Annotated in this window: 18 protein-coding genes; 5 read left to right on the forward strand and 13 right to left on the reverse strand. The window is 66.8% G+C overall.

Annotation, left to right across the window (positions count from 1 at the left end):
* Positions 1-142: 142 nt before the first annotated feature.
* Genes flhA through ACRARE_RS04930 form a run of 4 tightly spaced genes read left to right on the forward strand, consistent with a single transcriptional unit; the run spans position 143 to position 4555 of the window.
* Positions 143-2236: a flagellar biosynthesis protein FlhA gene (gene flhA, locus ACRARE_RS04915; protein ID WP_432655290.1), complete on the forward strand. Its 2094-nt coding sequence runs from the start codon at positions 143-145 to the stop codon at positions 2234-2236.
* Positions 2229-2993: a flagellar biosynthetic protein FliR gene (locus ACRARE_RS04920; protein ID WP_432655291.1), complete on the forward strand. Its 765-nt coding sequence runs from the start codon at positions 2229-2231 to the stop codon at positions 2991-2993. The genes flhA and ACRARE_RS04920 overlap by 8 nt, the downstream gene beginning before the upstream one ends.
* Before the next feature lie 9 nt (positions 2994-3002).
* Positions 3003-4091, forward strand: coding sequence for a flagellar type III secretion system protein FlhB (flhB, locus tag ACRARE_RS04925; protein ID WP_432655292.1), 1089 nt, complete (start codon positions 3003-3005; stop codon positions 4089-4091).
* Positions 4091-4555 (forward strand): hypothetical protein, encoded by a 465-nt coding sequence (locus ACRARE_RS04930; RefSeq protein WP_432655293.1) that lies wholly within the window; start codon positions 4091-4093, stop codon positions 4553-4555. The genes flhB and ACRARE_RS04930 overlap by 1 nt, the downstream gene beginning before the upstream one ends.
* Positions 4556-5002: 447 nt before the next feature.
* Here the strand turns inward: ACRARE_RS04930 and ACRARE_RS04935 are convergent, their stop codons facing one another.
* From ACRARE_RS04935 to ACRARE_RS04975, 9 genes are read right to left on the reverse strand one after another with little or no spacing between them, the layout of a single operon-like run.
* Positions 5003-5500: a flagellar basal body-associated FliL family protein gene (locus tag ACRARE_RS04935; RefSeq protein ID WP_432655294.1), complete on the reverse strand. Its 498-nt coding sequence runs from the start codon at positions 5498-5500 to the stop codon at positions 5003-5005.
* Between the two features lie 9 nt (positions 5501-5509).
* Positions 5510-6241: a flagellar basal body L-ring protein FlgH gene (flgH, locus tag ACRARE_RS04940; RefSeq protein ID WP_432655295.1), complete on the reverse strand. Its 732-nt coding sequence runs from the start codon at positions 6239-6241 to the stop codon at positions 5510-5512.
* Positions 6241-6669, reverse strand: coding sequence for a flagellar basal body P-ring formation chaperone FlgA (gene flgA, locus ACRARE_RS04945; protein WP_432655296.1), 429 nt, complete (start codon positions 6667-6669; stop codon positions 6241-6243). Before flgA ends, flgH begins: the two co-directional genes overlap by 1 nt.
* Entirely contained in the window at positions 6669-7454 is a 786-nt protein-coding gene (flgG, locus tag ACRARE_RS04950; protein ID WP_432655297.1) for a flagellar basal-body rod protein FlgG, read from the reverse strand. Before flgG ends, flgA begins: the two co-directional genes overlap by 1 nt.
* A 31-nt stretch (positions 7455-7485) precedes the next feature.
* Positions 7486-8196 carry a flagellar hook-basal body complex protein gene (locus ACRARE_RS04955; RefSeq protein WP_432655298.1) on the reverse strand — a complete coding sequence of 237 codons (711 nt, stop codon included), beginning with the start codon at positions 8194-8196 and terminating at the stop codon, positions 7486-7488.
* A 2-nt stretch (positions 8197-8198) separates the two neighbouring features.
* Positions 8199-8465 carry a flagellar biosynthetic protein FliQ gene (locus ACRARE_RS04960; RefSeq protein WP_432655299.1) on the reverse strand — a complete coding sequence of 89 codons (267 nt, stop codon included), beginning with the start codon at positions 8463-8465 and terminating at the stop codon, positions 8199-8201.
* Positions 8466-8483: 18 nt separating this feature from the next.
* Entirely contained in the window at positions 8484-8789 is a 306-nt protein-coding gene (gene fliE / locus ACRARE_RS04965) for a flagellar hook-basal body complex protein FliE (protein ID WP_432655300.1), read from the reverse strand.
* Between the two features lie 23 nt (positions 8790-8812).
* Positions 8813-9202, reverse strand: a complete 390-nt coding sequence (gene flgC / locus ACRARE_RS04970; protein ID WP_432655301.1) for a flagellar basal body rod protein FlgC — start codon at positions 9200-9202, stop codon at positions 8813-8815.
* Between the two features lie 2 nt (positions 9203-9204).
* Positions 9205-9594: a FlgB family protein gene (locus tag ACRARE_RS04975; protein WP_432655302.1), complete on the reverse strand. Its 390-nt coding sequence runs from the start codon at positions 9592-9594 to the stop codon at positions 9205-9207.
* A gap of 85 nt (positions 9595-9679) precedes the next feature.
* Here ACRARE_RS04975 and ACRARE_RS04980 point away from each other — a divergent pair, with 85 nt between their 5' ends.
* On the forward strand, positions 9680-11083 hold the full coding sequence (locus ACRARE_RS04980; RefSeq protein WP_432655303.1) for a FliI/YscN family ATPase: 1404 nt from the start codon (positions 9680-9682) through the stop codon (positions 11081-11083).
* Between the two features lie 78 nt (positions 11084-11161).
* Here ACRARE_RS04980 and ACRARE_RS04985 read toward each other — a convergent pair whose 3' ends face one another.
* From ACRARE_RS04985 to ACRARE_RS05000, 4 genes are all read right to left on the reverse strand, one after another.
* Positions 11162-11977, reverse strand: coding sequence for a DUF1217 domain-containing protein (locus tag ACRARE_RS04985; protein WP_432655304.1), 816 nt, complete (start codon positions 11975-11977; stop codon positions 11162-11164).
* Positions 11977-12381: a flagellar biosynthesis repressor FlbT gene (gene flbT, locus ACRARE_RS04990; protein ID WP_432655305.1), complete on the reverse strand. Its 405-nt coding sequence runs from the start codon at positions 12379-12381 to the stop codon at positions 11977-11979. The genes ACRARE_RS04985 and flbT overlap by 1 nt, the downstream gene beginning before the upstream one ends.
* A complete protein-coding gene (gene flaF / locus ACRARE_RS04995) occupies positions 12378-12758 on the reverse strand; it encodes a flagellar biosynthesis regulator FlaF (RefSeq protein WP_432655306.1) in 381 nt (126 codons plus the stop codon). The genes flbT and flaF overlap by 4 nt, the downstream gene beginning before the upstream one ends.
* An 82-nt stretch (positions 12759-12840) precedes the next feature.
* Complete coding sequence (locus ACRARE_RS05000) at positions 12841-14124, reverse strand: flagellin N-terminal helical domain-containing protein (protein ID WP_432655307.1); 1284 nt, start codon at positions 14122-14124, stop codon at positions 12841-12843.
* Positions 14125-14316 lie beyond the last annotated feature (192 nt).

Below are 14316 nucleotides of genomic sequence, written 5' to 3' on the forward strand. Positions count from 1 at the left end.
CGCGCAGTCCTGATCCCCCTTGCGGCAAGCTGCGCCCCCAACCCCTCGGATCTTTGCGAAGCCTCAACCATTTCCCGGAATAACGGACCCTGTAACGCTTGCCAGAATGGCCGGGGGATGCCCCCGAAGGAAACAGGTCCGAATGACCGCTGCCGTCTCTCAGCCCCGCCCGCTGTTCCAGCCAACAATCCTGCTGGCCCTGGCGCTGATGGCGATCATCGTGATGATGATCCTGCCCGTCCCGGCCTTCGTGCTGGATGTCGGGCTGGCGGCCAGTTTCGCCCTGGCGATCCTGATCTTCACCGTCACCCTCTTTGTCGAGAAGCCGCTGGATTTCTCGGCCTTCCCGACGGTGCTTCTGGCCTCTCTGATGCTGCGCCTGTCGCTGAACGTCTCGTCCACCAAGCTGATCATCGGCGAAGGACATACGGGCACGAATGCGGCGGGCGACGTGATCCAGGGCTTCGCCGATTTCGTCATGTCGGGCTCGGTCTTCCTGGGCCTGGTGGTCTTCGGCGTGCTGCTGATCGTCAACTTCATGGTCATCACCAAGGGCGCCGCCCGCATGGCCGAGGTCGGCGCGCGCTTCGCCCTGGACGGGATGCCGGGTAAGCAACTTGCCATCGACAGCGACATGTCGGCGGGCGCCATCGACCATATGCAGGCCAAGGAACGGCGCGAGCGGGAGCAGCTGGAAACGACCTTCTTCGGCTCGCTCGACGGGGCGTCGAAATTCGTCAAGGGCGATGCGGTGGCAGGCCTGCTGATCACCCTGCTGAACCTGGTCGTCGGCCTGATGATGGGGGTAATCGTCCATGACATGCCCCTAGGTGATGCCTTTGAAACCTATGCGATTCTGACCGTGGGCGACGGGCTGGTCACGCAGATTCCGGCGGTGATCATCTCGATCGCCTCGGCCCTGCTGCTGGCGCGCGGCGGGGCGATCGGCGCCACCGACATGGCGCTGGTCGGCCAGCTGGGCCGCCACCCGGCGGCCCTGGCCACGGTGGCGGTGCTGATGCTGCTCTTCGGCTTCGTCCCCGGCCTGCCCTTCGTCCCCTTCGTCTTCGGCGGGCTGGTCCTGGCCGGGGCGGCGGTGGCGGTGCGCCAGGCCCGCGCCCGGGCCGACGCGGCCGAGGACGGCACGGAGGAGGCCGCGCCCAAGCCGCGCAGCAAATCCCTGGGCGATACGCTCGACCTCGACGATATCCACGTGGAATTCGCCCCCGACCTGGTCAACATGGTGCTTGACCCGGGCACCGGGCTGGACGCCCGGATCGAAAACATGCGCCTGCATGTGGCCGAAACCTACGGGCTGATCCTGCCCGAGATCCGGCTGACCGACGACCCGGCCCTGCCCTCGGGCAGCTATGTCATTCGCATTCAGGGGGTCGAACAGGCCCGCGCCATCCTGCGCCCCTCGCGGGTGCTGGCGCTGACCGACGGGCGCGGCGGCCCGCCGGGCGAAGAGGTGAAGGAACCGGTCTATGGCGCCCCGGCCCGCTGGATCGACCAGTCGGCCCAGGACGACGCGGCCCTGTCGGGGCTGACCCTGGTGACCCCGACCGAGGTGCTGGCGACCCATCTTCTGGAAACCATCAAGCGCAATTTCCCCCGCCTGCTGACGATGAAATCCCTGCGCCGCCTGCTGGAGGAAATGACCAACCTGACCGACAGCCGCCGGGCCGAGGCGAACCGCAAACTGCTGGACGAGATGATCCCCGACAAGGTGCCGCTGGATCTGCTGCACCAGGTGCTGCGCCTGCTGGTCGGCGAACAGGTGTCGATCCGCAACCTGCCGCTGATCCTGGAATCTGTGGGCGAGCTGCGCCAGGTCACCCAGGCCCCCGAGGCGATCTGCGAACACGTCCGCCACCGCCTGGGGTTCCAGCTGATCGCCGAGCTGCGGCGCGAGGATGGCACCGTGCCGCTGATCCAGCTGGCCCCGGAATGGGAAGAGATCTTTGCCACCTACCAGATGGAACGCGACCGCGGCGTGGTCGACGTGGCCCTGCCCCCCGACATTTTCCACCGCCTGGTCGGCGCGATTTCCACCGCCCTCAGCGCCGCCTCGGAACAGGGGATTCACGCGGCGCTGATCACCTCGACCCAGCGGCGGCGTTTCCTGCGCATGGCGCTGACCGCGCGCGGCATCCCCAACCCCGTTCTGTCCTTCGAGGAAATCGGGGTCGAGGCCCGGCCCGCGCTGATTTCCGTGGTGCCCGCCGATGAATGAACCCGCCGCCCAGCTCCTGGCCGTGATCCGCGCCGAAGGCTGGGCGGCGCTGATCGTCTTTTTGCGGGTCGCCGCCGTCACCTCTTTACTGCCGGGCTTCGGCGAACAATCGGTGCCGATGCGGATCAAGATGGTGGTGGCGCTGTCGCTGACCGCCATCGTCCTGGCGGCACAACCAGCGCTGCCTGCAAGCCAGCCCAGCCTGGGGGCGCTGGCCCATTTCCTGGGCACCGAAACCGTCACCGGCCTGGCCCTGGGGGTGGGCCTGCGCCTGTTCCTGCTGGCGCTGCAAACCACCGGCTCGATGATCGCGCAGGCCACCTCGCTTAGCCAGATCCTGGGCCCGATCGTCATCGAACCCATGCCCGCCATCGGCAATATCCTGGTGGTCGGCGGCCTGGCCCTGGCAATGATCCTCGGGCTGCATGTGCACGCGGTGCTCTACCTGCTGATCTCTTACGAGGCGATCCCGGCGGGCAGCTGGCCCGGCGCGGCGGACCTGGCACAATGGGGGATCGCCCTGGTGGCGCAGGTCTTCCGCCTGGCCTTCACCCTGGCCGCACCCTTCATCGTGATCTCGGTGATCTACAACCTGACCCTCGGCGTCATCAACCGCGCCATGCCGCAGTTGATGGTCGCCTTCGTCGGCGCCCCGGTGATCACCTTCGGCGGCATCGCCCTGCTGTTTCTGCTGGCGGGGCAGATCCTGACCACCTGGTCCGAGGGGGTCTTCGGCTTCCTCCTGGCCCCGTTCTAGGGGGCGGCGATGGCGGAAACCGAACAGCAAAGCGGCGAGAAACCGCATGAGCCGACACAGCGCAAACTGGACCGTGCCCGCGAAAAGGGCGAGGTGGCGCGCTCGGCCGACCTGACCACGGCGGCGGCCTATGGCGGGCTGTGCCTCGCCGCCCTGGCCCTGGGCCCCGAGGCCCTGCCCCGGCTGGGCGCGGTGATGCAGACCCTGATCGACCGACCCGAGGCCCTGGCGCCGCTGGTCTTCGACGGGCCAGGCGCGACCATTGCCGGCGGGCTGATCGGCGCCGTGCTGCTGGCCATCCTGCCCTTCTTCCTGGTGCCCGCCGGGGCGGCGCTGGCCACCATCCTGGCGCAACAGGCCTTCGTCGTCTCGGGCGAGAAACTGCGCCCGAAACTCTCTCGTATCTCGATCCTGAAGAACGCCGGCAACAAGTTCGGCCGGGCGGGCCTCTTCGAATTCTTCAAGAGCTTCACCAAGCTGCTGATCTACTCGCTGGTCCTCTTCCTCTTCGTCTCGGCCAACCTGACGGAAATGGCCCAGATCCTGCTCCTCGACCCCGGCCTGGCAGTCACCACGCTGGCCCGGCTTTGCGTCGAATTCCTCAGCCTGGTCTTCGTCATCGCCCTGGTGCTGGGCGGGATCGACCTGCTGTGGCAGCGGGCCGAGCATCTGCGCAAGAACCGCATGACCGACAAGGAAATCCGCGATGAGGTGAAGGAGTCCGAGGGCGACCCCTATATCAAGCAGCAGCGCCGCGCCCGCGGGCAACAGATCGCCCGGGCGCAGATGATGGCCGAGGTGCCGCGCGCCGATGTGGTCATCGTCAACCCCAGCCACTACGCCGTCGCCCTGGCCTGGGATCGCCACCCGGGCAGCGCCCCGGTCTGCGTCGCCAAGGGCGTAGACGAGGTCGCCCTGACCATCCGCCGGATCGCCACCGAGGCGGGCGTGCCGATCCACAGCGACCCGCCGACCGCCCGCCGTCTTCATGCCGAAACCGAGGTCGGGGCGCAGATTGCCCCCGCCGATTACCGCGCCGTCGCGGCCGCGATCCGTTTCGCGGACCAGATGCGGCGCAAAGCGAAAGGAACGATCTGATGTCTCTCTCCCGCAAGACCAAGGCCCTAGAACCGGTGGCCGAGGTAACCTCGATGGTCTTCGAGACCGAACTGATGCAGCTGCGCCGCATCGCCGCCCGCGAACGCCAGCTGCGCCTGTCGCTGGAGGCGTTGGACAAACGTGCCTCGGACCGCTTCCTCGATCAGATCGACGGGGCAGAGGGGACGGATCTGACCTTTGCCGACGGTCAGGATCGCGTCTGGCGCGACTGGGTCTCGACCCGGCGCAACAACCTTCAGGCGGAACTGGCCCTGGTGCTGGCCGACAAAAGCGAGCGCATGGGCCAGCTGACCCGCGCCCTGGGTCGCCGTGACATCGCCGCACGTCTGCATGGCGCCAGCCAAAGCGCCGACCGCCGCGCCGCTCTGGCGCGAGAGCTGGCGGCCCTTCAGGATCTCGCCGTGATGCTGAAGGGCCGCGCGGCGACACAGCGCCCGAACTGACGCTGCGGCCCGCCAGCACGCTGGCGGGCTGCCGCTGTGTCTTGTTCGTCAGATCGTCGATGCGGGGAAAGCCCGGCGCCCGGCGATGCCCTCTCGCGTTTTCGCTGCGCACAGAGCGGCAAAGCTGCGGCGCAGCATACGCTATAGTATCCATTGCGCTGCGACGCAGCATCGCCGCCCATTGCTGCGCCCCTCTCGCCAAACTCCGCATCGGGCACCAGGCGCCGATGCAGCTCCAAATTTCGCCGGTGCGGACAAGAGCCACAAGCCTCTTGAGTGGGTGCTTCAGCCCCCCGCAAAAGCAAATGTCTTAAAAGAGTGCTTCGGACCAGAGCTTTCGCCATCAGCATCCCCGGTCAGGCAAGTCCCCCTGCCGAGACGGACCTGCACAGCGCAGGAGACAGGCACTTTTCACGCCAGCCCGGAAAGCCAAAGACGCAGCAAATATCAGGCGTCCTGGCGGGCGATATCGGTGATCAGCACGTCCGACACCGTCTCGCCCAGGACCCGCCGCGCTACGCCGAAGAGCGCCGCGCGCAGGATGTCGAGGTTGTTGGAATTGGTGAAGGCCCCGTCGAAGCCGCCCACATTGGCATGGTCGAACATCACCTGCAAAAAGGCGTCGCGTAGCTTCGGCTCGCGGGCGTAGACCAGCTCTTGCCCGCCCACTTCCATCTCAAGGCTGATCGACATCACCACCAGGGCGCCGATCTTTTCCTCGGTGATGACCGGGATGATGAACTGGTTGTTCATCTTGACATATTCCCGATCCGACAGCTCTTCCTCTGCGGGGTCTTCCGGCGTCTTGGCCTCTTCCATCGCGCCCTCTTCGGCCCCTTCGACCGGCGCCATCGGCATCTCGGGTGCGGGACGCAGCATCAGCCCGGCCCCGGCGCCGCCGCCGATTCCCAGAACGATCAACAGGATGGGCAGAAGTTTCTTCATCGGCGCCCCTCAGAACGGCAGCAGTCGGTCCAGCAGTTGCTGGCCGATCCGCGGTTGCTGCATGTCAGAGATCTGACCCCGGCCGCCATAGCTGACCCGGGCCGAGGCGATCTTGTCATAGGTGATCTCGTTCTGGCGCGAGATATCCTCGGGGCGGACATAGCCTGACACCAGCAACTCCCGTAGCTCGAAATTCACCCGCACCTCCTGGTTGCCGGCGATGGCCAGAACCCCGTTGGGCAGCACGTCGACCACCGTCGCCGCGACCCGCAGGGTCAGCTGTTCGTTGCGGCTGACCGAGCCGTCGCCGGAATGCGAGGACGAACTGTCGACCGACACGGCATTGTCCAGCCCCGCCCCTTCGGGCAAGCGGCGGTTGATGCGCTGCGGGATGCCGAAAAGCTGCGGCAGGCCAAGATTGTTGGAGCCCGAGCGCGAGCGGTCGGTCGAGTTGGAGATCGCCGCGCTTTCGTCGATCTCGATCACCACGGTCAGGATGTCGCCCGCCTGCATCGCCCGCCGGTCCCCCAGAAGCGAGCCGCGATCTCGGCGCCACAGCGAGGCCTCGGGACGTTCGGCAGAGTATGGTCCATAGGCCAGATCCGCCCCCTTGCGGGCCGGATCCATCATCGCACGATACTCTGGCGTATGTATATCCGGCGTAAACTCCGGCGCCTTGCCCAGATGAGAGCGGTCTATGCAGCCCGCCAGCAGCAGAGCGAAGGGAAGCAGCAGGCGCATCATGGGATCCTCACAGTGCCATCGGGTTGGATCGTGCCGCTGATCGTCTGGCGCGAGGACAGGTTCATCACCCGGATCGTCTCACCCACGCCGCCTCGGCCCAGGGCGCGACCTTCGGCGGTGATCACCAGACCGGCCCGGTCGTAGATCAGCCCGACGATGCCGTTGCGTTCAACCAGGGCGGGCGGGCCCAGATCGCCGGGCAGGATCGGGCGCCCGGCATAGATCGTGACGCGGGTTTCCATGCCCAGCACCCCTTCGGCACTGCCAAGCGCGCCGGGCACCTCGATGTCACGCAGGGAGATGTCGAGCGGGGTCAGCACGGTCTGCGGCCGCAGGTTGCGCGCCGCCACCAGGGTCTCGGCCCAGGCCGCACCGCCGGTCAGCCACAGCGCCAACAGCGCCCCTATCGCCCCCGAATGCCGCATCAGCGCACCGCGGCCGTGGCGCCCAGCATCTGGTCGGCGGCGGAAATGACCTTGGAGTTCAGCTCGTAACCGCGCTGCGCCTCGATCAGCTCGGTGATCTCGCGCACCGGATCGACGGTGCTTTCCTCCAGATAGCCCTGGCGCAGGGTGCCCAGGCCGTCGAGCCCCGGGGTGGTGACCACCGCCGCGCCCGAGGCCTCGGTCTCGACGAAGAGGTTCGAGCCGATCGCCTCCAACCCCTTGGGATTGGTGAACCCGGCAAGCGAGAACTGGCCCAGAAGCTGCGGCTGGGTGGTGTCGTTGAAGAAGGCGTAGACCTCGCCATCGGCATTGATCGAGATCGAACGCGCATCCTCGGGGATGGTGATCTCGGGCGAGACGGGATAGCCGTCGGAGGTGACGATCAGCCCGTCGCCGGTGCGTTTCAGCCCGCCATCGCGGGTATAGGCGGTCAGGCCCGAGGGCAGGGTCACCTCGAAATAGCCGCGCCCCTCGATCGCCAGATCCAGGTCGCCGCCGGTGGCCCCCGAAGGCCCCTGGGCCAGCAACATGCTGACCGAGGTCGGGCGCACGCCCAGGCCCAGCTGGATCCCCGTGGGCAGCACCGTCCCGTCCGAGGCATTGACCGTACCCGCGCGGGCGAACTGCTGGTAATGCAGATCGGCGAATTCGGCCCGGCGGGCGTTGTAGCCCGTGGTCGACATATTCGCGAGGTTCTGCGAGATGGTCTCGACCCGCATCTGCTGGGCGGCCATGCCGGTGGCGGCGATTTTCAGCGCTCTCATGTCAGGATCCTTTCCGTGTCAGGGCGACAGCCTAGCGGGCCAGGGTTTTCAACAGGTTGCGGATTCGGTCATCTTCGCGGTCCAGAAAGCTTTGCCCCAGCTCATAGGCGCGCTGCACGGTGATCATCCGGGCCACTTCGGAGACCGGATTGACGTTCGACGCCTCCAGGAAGCCCTGCATCACGCGCGGCGCCTCGACCGGGTCGAACCCCTCATCGGCGCGGAACATCGTGCCGCTCTCGCGCTGCATCCGGTCCGGCGCCACGGGTTGCACCACGCCCAGCTGTCCCATCGGCTGGCCATCGGCGGTGATCGTGCCGTCGCGGCCCAGGCCGATCTCGGCGGCGGGCGGGATGAAAAGCGGCGCACCCCCCGCGTCCAGCACCGGATAGCCGTCATGGGTGACCAGATCGCCCGCGTTGGAGGTGGCGAAACTGCCCGCCCGGGTCAGCCGCTCGCCCTGGGGGGTCTGCACCAGGAAGAAGCCCTCGCCCTCGATGGCGAAATCCAGCCGCCCGCCGGTCGGCGTCAGCGTGCCCTGGGTGAACTCGACCCAGCGGATATTGCCCTGGGCCATGGACAGCGACGGGCCGGCCTCGATCCCCTGGACATATTCGGAAAACACCATCTCTTCGGCGCGGAACCCGGTAGTGGCCGCATTGGCGATGTTATTCGCGATCATGTCCATCTCGCGCGAGAGGCCCGACAGGCGGGTCAGGGTGGTATATCCGGCGTTTTCCATGCTCAACCTCCGGCAATCAGCGGGATCAAATGGTCCTGGAAGAAACCCACCAGGGTCTGCGACATGAAGCCCATCGACAGCCAGAAGATGACCACGATCGCCCCCAGTTTCGGCACGAAGGTCAGGGTCATTTCCTGCACCGAGGTCAGCGCCTGGAAGAGGCCGATCACCAGCCCGGTGACCAGCGCCACCGCCAGGATCGGGGTCGAGGTGATCACCGCGACCCAGAGCCCCTGGCGCAGGGCGTCAAAGAAGACCGCCTGATCCATGGCCAACCGCGCTGCCCGTCAGACGGGCATCCGCAGAATCTCTTGATAGGCCTCGACCACCTTGTCGCGCACAGTCACCGCGGCCTCGACCGCCAGTTCCGTCTGCGCCAGGGCCTGGACCAGCGAGGTGGCATCGGCCTTGCCCGCCATGGCGGCCTGGGCCATCTCCTCGCCTTCGCGAAAAGTCTCGGCGAAGTCGCTTGTGACTTCGCCGAGCGTGGCGCCGAGACCCTTTCCGGGCCCCTGCTCCTCTCCCGGCGCGGGCAGCGTCGCGGGACGTGCGGCCGCGTATCTTTGCGCGGCGTTCAGAGCACGAATGTCCATTCTGAACCTCCTTTATCGACCTTTTATCGACGTAAAAGTTCGAGCAGACCCGCGGACATTTGCCGCGCCTGATCGAACACCTTCAGGTTCGCCTCGTAACTGCGCTGTGCTTCGCGCGCGTCGGCGATCTCGACCACCAGATCGACATTCGATCCATCGTAGTGGCCGGTTCCATCGGCCAGAGGATGCGCGGGATCGTAGATCCGCATGACCTCTGTCCGGTCCAGTTGCACCCGTCCGGTGCGCACCTCGGACACCCCCGCGCCCTGGGCCGCGGCCTCGAACGGCACGGTCTTTCGGCGATAGCCGGGGGTATCGGCATTGGCGATATTCTCGGAGGTGTGGCGCAGGCGTTGCGCCTGGGCGCGCAGCCCGCTGGCCGAGACCGTCATCGAGGTGATCAACTCGGTCATCGTTACCTCCGCCCGATGGACATGCGCATCAGGCTAAGCCCCGAACGATAGATCGCCAGGGCGCGGTCGTGCTGCGACTTCACCGCGACCGCCTTCAGCATTTCGGTTTCAAGAGAGACGTTGTTGCCGTTGGGTTCGGCATAGCCCAGCCTGTCGGTCCGGGTGATGGCCGTGGCCAGCCCGTCCCCAGCATCCAGATGTCGCGCGCGGGTGGCGCGCATCGGCACGCCGGGCACGCCGCCCGCGACCAGGTCGGCAAAGGGCACCACATCACGGGCCTTGAACCCGGGCGTATCGGCATTGGCCGTATTCTCGGCCACCACCGCCTGCCGCACAGCGGCGTGGCGGGTCATGGCATCGGCCATGCGAAACAGCTCTATGGTCTCGAACATCGGGGCTTCTCCCTCGATTGGCTTCAATCAAGGCTTAACCCCGATTCCTTTAGAAATAGTTCGCAGCAAATGAAGGGATCGGACGATGTCACAGAAGGGGCTGCACGGGGTCCGCGCAGAAATCGGCGCGCTGTCCGCCATCCGCCACGTGGGCCGGATCGAGGCGGTCGAGCCTGAGGTTTTGCGCGTCACCGGCCTGGGCCGGTTCGCCCGTCTGGGCGATATTTTGAAGGTGCATCGCGCCGATGGCGGCGTCCTGCATGGCGAGGTCGTGCGCCTGGACCGCGAGGCGCTGACGATGATGCCCGATGCCCGCACCGAGGGGGTGTCGCTGGGCGACCGTGTGGTGCTGCGCGGACCGCTGCGAATCGCCCCGGATGACAGCTGGATCGGCCGGGTGATCGACCCTCACGGTCAACCGCTGGATGGGCGCCCGATCCTGCCCGGCCGCCATCCGCGCGGGTTGCAGGGCGACCCGCCGCCCCCCGCCGACCGGCGCGGGCTGGGGCCGCGGCTGGACACCGGCACCACCATCCTCAACACCCTGCTGCCCGTGGTCGAGGGCCAGCGGATCGGCCTTTTCGCCGGCTCTGGCGTCGGCAAATCGCGGCTGATGGGCCACCTGGCGACGCGGATGCAGGCGGACGTGGCGGTGATCGCCCTGGTGGGCGAACGGGGCCGCGAGCTGCGCGAGTTCACCGATACCGTCCTGGGCCCCGAGGGGATGGCCCGCGCCGTGGTGGTCGCCGCCACCTCGGACCGGTCCGCCCTGGTGCGTCGGCGCTGCGCCTGGACCGCCATGGCAGTGGCCGAACACTTCCGCGACCAGGGTAAGCATGTACTTTTGCTGGCAGATTCCATCACCCGCTTCGCCGAGGCGCACCGCGAGGTGGCCGTGGCGGGGGGCGAATTGCCCGCCTTACGCGGCTATCCGCCCTCGACCGCCTACCAGATCATGCAGCTCTGCGAACGCGCCGGGCCGGGGATCCGCGACAGTGGCACGATCACCGCCGTCCTGTCGGTGCTGGTCGCGGGGTCGGACATGGAAGAGCCGGTGGCCGACATCCTGCGCGGCGTGCTGGACGGGCATATCGTGATGGACCGCCAGATCGCCGAACGCGGGCGCTATCCGGCGATCGACCTGCTGCGCTCGGTCTCTCGCTCACTGCCCGAGGCGGCCACCGAGGAGGAAAACGCCCTGATCGCCCAGGCGCGCCACCTGCTGTCGGCCTATGCCCGGTCCGAGATGATGATCCAGGCCGGGTTGTATGTGGCGGGGGGCGATCCGGTGCTGGATCAGTCGATCCGCGCCTGGCCCGACCTCGACGCATTCCTGGCCGAGGAAGAAGAGAATGGAATTTCGAATTCCTTCAACCGCTTGCAACTGATCCTGCGGCGGTCGGCCGCCGGACCGGCGCGGGGTCCGGCCCCACGCGGCACGGCCCGTGCCGGAGAAGAGGGCGCGCGGCGGGTGGCCCGATCGGCCTGATCCGCCGCCGCGCCTTTGCCAACGGCCGAGGGCCGCCCAGGCGGCGGTACCGCAGGGCGCGGCGCCCCCCCGGTCCGCTCACCGCTGGCGCAGGGACTTCATGAAGGAAAGACTGCCCGCCAGCAGGGTCTGGGCGATCATCCCGGGGGTGGTCGTCTGCATTTCGGCCACCTGGGCGCGCAGCAGGAAGGTGCGCACCAGCTTGTCGCGGTTCTCTTCCTCGGCGAAGGCGGCGGGATCCTCGCTGCCGATCAGCTTTTCGGCGCGGTCACGGAACACCTCGGCCTGCTGATCCAGGTCGATCTGGCCAAAACTGCTGGGCAGGCCAAAGGCGGTCTCGAACACCTTGCGCAGCGGCTGGTTGCCCATGATGCGGAACCACTTTGTCTCGACCGAGGCGGTGCTGTCCGCCATCTCTTCCAGCACCCGATCGGCGTTCAGCGCCAGGCGCATGTTCTCGTCCTGCGCGCCCACGGCGATCTCGAATTCTTGCCGCCGGAACTTCTCGGCGATCTCGGCCCCAAAGGTCGAGATCCGCGTCTGCGGCGTGCCCCGGTCAAAAAGGAAGGCATCCGCCAGCTCTTTGTAGCGGTCATCGGACAGCTTGTTGGCCAGGGATTTCTCGTCCAGCGTCCCCTCTTCCAGCACCTTGCGGATGAAGAAGCGGTTGTCGATATCGTCCTGCAACCCGAAGGCACCCAGGGCCACGCGCAACAACCGGCGATCCTTCACCAGCTCTTCGGCGGTGGTGATCTTGCCGATATTGGCCTCGAAATACTCGGTATCCCGGGTGATCAGCGGCGATTTGTCAAAGGTGCGGCGCTGGTTGTCATAGGTCCGTTCCAGGAAGGCGAACCCCGCATAGCCGGTGAAGGGGACAACCGGAGAGAACATCAGTTCGCCCTCGCGTTCAGCAGCCGCTCTTCCCGGGGCAGCAAGCCGCGCAGGGCCTTCAGGCATTGGTAATACTGCCCCTCCAGCACCGCATCGGTGGCATTGCCCAGCAGGGCGCGGCTGTCGGGATCGGTCAGGATCTGGCTCAACTCCTCGATCCGGCGCAGCAGCGGCAGGCGGGTTTCCTCGGCACTGGCATCGCCGGTCAGCACCAGCTGCGCGGCATAGCAAACGCGGCGCACAGGGGTATTGGCCTCTTCGGGATGGATGGCGTCACGCAGGCGCAGGATATTGACGTTGGGGGTGACGATGTTCAGCCGCGAGCGGCGGTCGCCATTTTCGATCACCGCGCCGTTGATCAGCACCCGTTCCTTGGGGGACAGTTTCAGAACCAGACCGCTCATTTCGCCGTCCCTCCGGCGCGCAGGCCGCGCATGATGGCGGTGTTGACCTCGATCAGCGGTTTCAGATCCGCCTTGTTGTTCAGCACCTTGCGGCTATGGGCAAAGGTGAATTCGGCCAGATAGAAGATCTGCGCGCGCAACTCGCGCGGCAGGCTGTTGCCCTCTCCGGCCACGTCGGCGGCCAGGATCGTCCACAGCTGGCGATTGTCCTGCACGGCGCGGGCGATTTCGGGAAAACCTTCGTGGCGGTCGCGGCGCGCGGCGGCGACCAGGCGGCGGGTGATACGGGCGAACACCTCGTATTCGACGCCGCGCGGGGTCCGCGTGGGGGTCGAGGCCTGCCCGTAGGCGCGCAAAGCTTGGGAATGTGCGGTCACGGCGGAACCTTCCAGTCAAAGGGGGGATGTCACGGGGGGAACCGGGGGCGCCTGGGCGCCCCCGATCATCGCGATCCGCCGGTTACTGGAAGAGCGACAGCAAGGTCTGCGGCGCCTGGTTGGCGATCGACATCGCCTGAACTGCCAGCTGCTGCTGCACTTGCAGCGCTTGCAGGCGGGCCGAGGCCTCTTCCATGTTGGCATCCACCAGGGTGCCGATGCCCGATTTCAGGCTGTCGACCAGGGTCGAGATGAAGTCCGACTGGGTCTCGATCCGGCCCTGCACGGAACCGAAGGAGGCCGCGGCGTCGATCGAGGTCTGGATCATACCCTCGATATCGGCCAGGGCGTTCTCGACGCCGGTGTCGGAGGTCACGTCGATGTTGGCCACGTCTTCCAGGCCGCCACCGATGGTGTTCCCGGCCGCCGCATATTCCGACACGGTGACCGAGATGTTGTCGCCGGTCACGCTGGAGCCGGTGAAGGTGATCACGCCGGTGGTCGCGTTGAAGGTGGCCGCGACGGTCGAGCGGTCATCGCCCATGGCTTCGGCGGCGTACTTGTTGAAGGCCTTCACCAGGCCCTCGCCCACGTCGGTGATCGTGTCCCCATCCCGCGCGACATACTTGATGTCGTTGATCGAGGAGGTGTTCACGCCCGTGGCGAAGTTGCCCGCACCGGCGCTGAGCGCGATGGAGAAGCCCGCCCCGGCCGAGACCGCGTCGATGGTGATCGAGGTGGTCGGCGGAGAGGCGGCGGCGGTCAGCGCGGCGGCCACCGTATCGGTCGCACCCGTCAGGTTGTTGCTGGCCGCGGCAATTGCCGTGCCGCCGACCGAGGAGGCCTCGGTGCCGAGGTCCTGCTTGGTCACGGCGATCTGGCCGACGGTCACGCCCGAGGACGAACGGTCGAGCGAGCCCAGCACATTGACGGTGCCCGAACCGGCCTCGGTTTCCTTGTTCGACAGCAGGTTCAACCCGTTGAACTGCGCCGCCGAGACGGTGGCGCCGATCGAATCGGCCAGGGCGTCGATATCGGCCTGGATCTTGTCCCGGTCGACGTTCTCTTCCTGGGCCGCGACGATCTTTTCCTTCATCTGGGTCAGAAGGTCGTTCACGGTTTCCGCGGCAGAGCGGGCAACGGCGACAGTGGATTCCCCCAGGCCCAGGGATTCAGAGATCCCCTTGAAGCCCGCCACGTCGGATTCCATCACCTTGGAGATCGCCCAGACGGCCGAGTTGTCCTTGGCGTTGGCCACCTTCTTGCCGGTGGAGATATTGCCCTGAACCTCGTTGAGGTTCTTGTTGACCATGCTCAGGGTCTGGAGCGCGACCATGGCGCTGGTGTTCGTCAGAATGCTGGACATGCAGTGTTCCTTTGGTCCTTGGGCGCTTTACGCCCGTTAAACATCCCGCCCCCCACGGGACGGATCGAATGCCATTCTGACGGGTACAGGCGCATTGCGAGGTCGGCCCCATCCCGGACCCGATGATCGGGCTGTCCGGTGCGGGGACCTCGTCGCGGTTTCCCGGCCTGTGCCATCCCGAAGGATGCGAGG

Source organism: Pseudooceanicola aquaeponti (genome assembly GCF_050897975.1).
GTDB lineage: Bacteria > Pseudomonadota > Alphaproteobacteria > Rhodobacterales > Rhodobacteraceae > Pseudooceanicola.

Bases quoted from the DNA above. Each gene is read 5' to 3' on its own strand.
- flhA (WP_432655290.1), top strand. From the start codon at position 143: ATGACCGCTGCCGTCTCTCAGCCCCGCCCGCTGTTCCAGCCAACAATC.
- ACRARE_RS04920 (WP_432655291.1), top strand. From the start codon at position 2,229: ATGAATGAACCCGCCGCCCAGCTCCTGGCCGTGATCCGCGCCGAAGGC.
- flhB (WP_432655292.1), top strand. From the start codon at position 3,003: ATGGCGGAAACCGAACAGCAAAGCGGCGAGAAACCGCATGAGCCGACA.
- ACRARE_RS04930 (WP_432655293.1), top strand. From the start codon at position 4,091: ATGTCTCTCTCCCGCAAGACCAAGGCCCTAGAACCGGTGGCCGAGGTA.
- ACRARE_RS04935 (WP_432655294.1), bottom strand. From the start codon at position 5,500: ATGAAGAAACTTCTGCCCATCCTGTTGATCGTTCTGGGAATCGGCGGC.
- flgH (WP_432655295.1), bottom strand. From the start codon at position 6,241: ATGCGCCTGCTGCTTCCCTTCGCTCTGCTGCTGGCGGGCTGCATAGAC.
- flgA (WP_432655296.1), bottom strand. From the start codon at position 6,669: ATGCGGCATTCGGGGGCGATAGGGGCGCTGTTGGCGCTGTGGCTGACC.
- flgG (WP_432655297.1), bottom strand. From the start codon at position 7,454: ATGAGAGCGCTGAAAATCGCCGCCACCGGCATGGCCGCCCAGCAGATG.
- ACRARE_RS04955 (WP_432655298.1), bottom strand. From the start codon at position 8,196: ATGGAAAACGCCGGATATACCACCCTGACCCGCCTGTCGGGCCTCTCG.
- ACRARE_RS04960 (WP_432655299.1), bottom strand. From the start codon at position 8,465: ATGGATCAGGCGGTCTTCTTTGACGCCCTGCGCCAGGGGCTCTGGGTC.
- fliE (WP_432655300.1), bottom strand. From the start codon at position 8,789: ATGGACATTCGTGCTCTGAACGCCGCGCAAAGATACGCGGCCGCACGT.
- flgC (WP_432655301.1), bottom strand. From the start codon at position 9,202: ATGACCGAGTTGATCACCTCGATGACGGTCTCGGCCAGCGGGCTGCGC.
- ACRARE_RS04975 (WP_432655302.1), bottom strand. From the start codon at position 9,594: ATGTTCGAGACCATAGAGCTGTTTCGCATGGCCGATGCCATGACCCGC.
- ACRARE_RS04980 (WP_432655303.1), top strand. From the start codon at position 9,680: ATGTCACAGAAGGGGCTGCACGGGGTCCGCGCAGAAATCGGCGCGCTG.
- ACRARE_RS04985 (WP_432655304.1), bottom strand. From the start codon at position 11,977: ATGTTCTCTCCGGTTGTCCCCTTCACCGGCTATGCGGGGTTCGCCTTC.
- flbT (WP_432655305.1), bottom strand. From the start codon at position 12,381: ATGAGCGGTCTGGTTCTGAAACTGTCCCCCAAGGAACGGGTGCTGATC.
- ACRARE_RS05000 (WP_432655307.1), bottom strand. From the start codon at position 14,124: ATGTCCAGCATTCTGACGAACACCAGCGCCATGGTCGCGCTCCAGACC.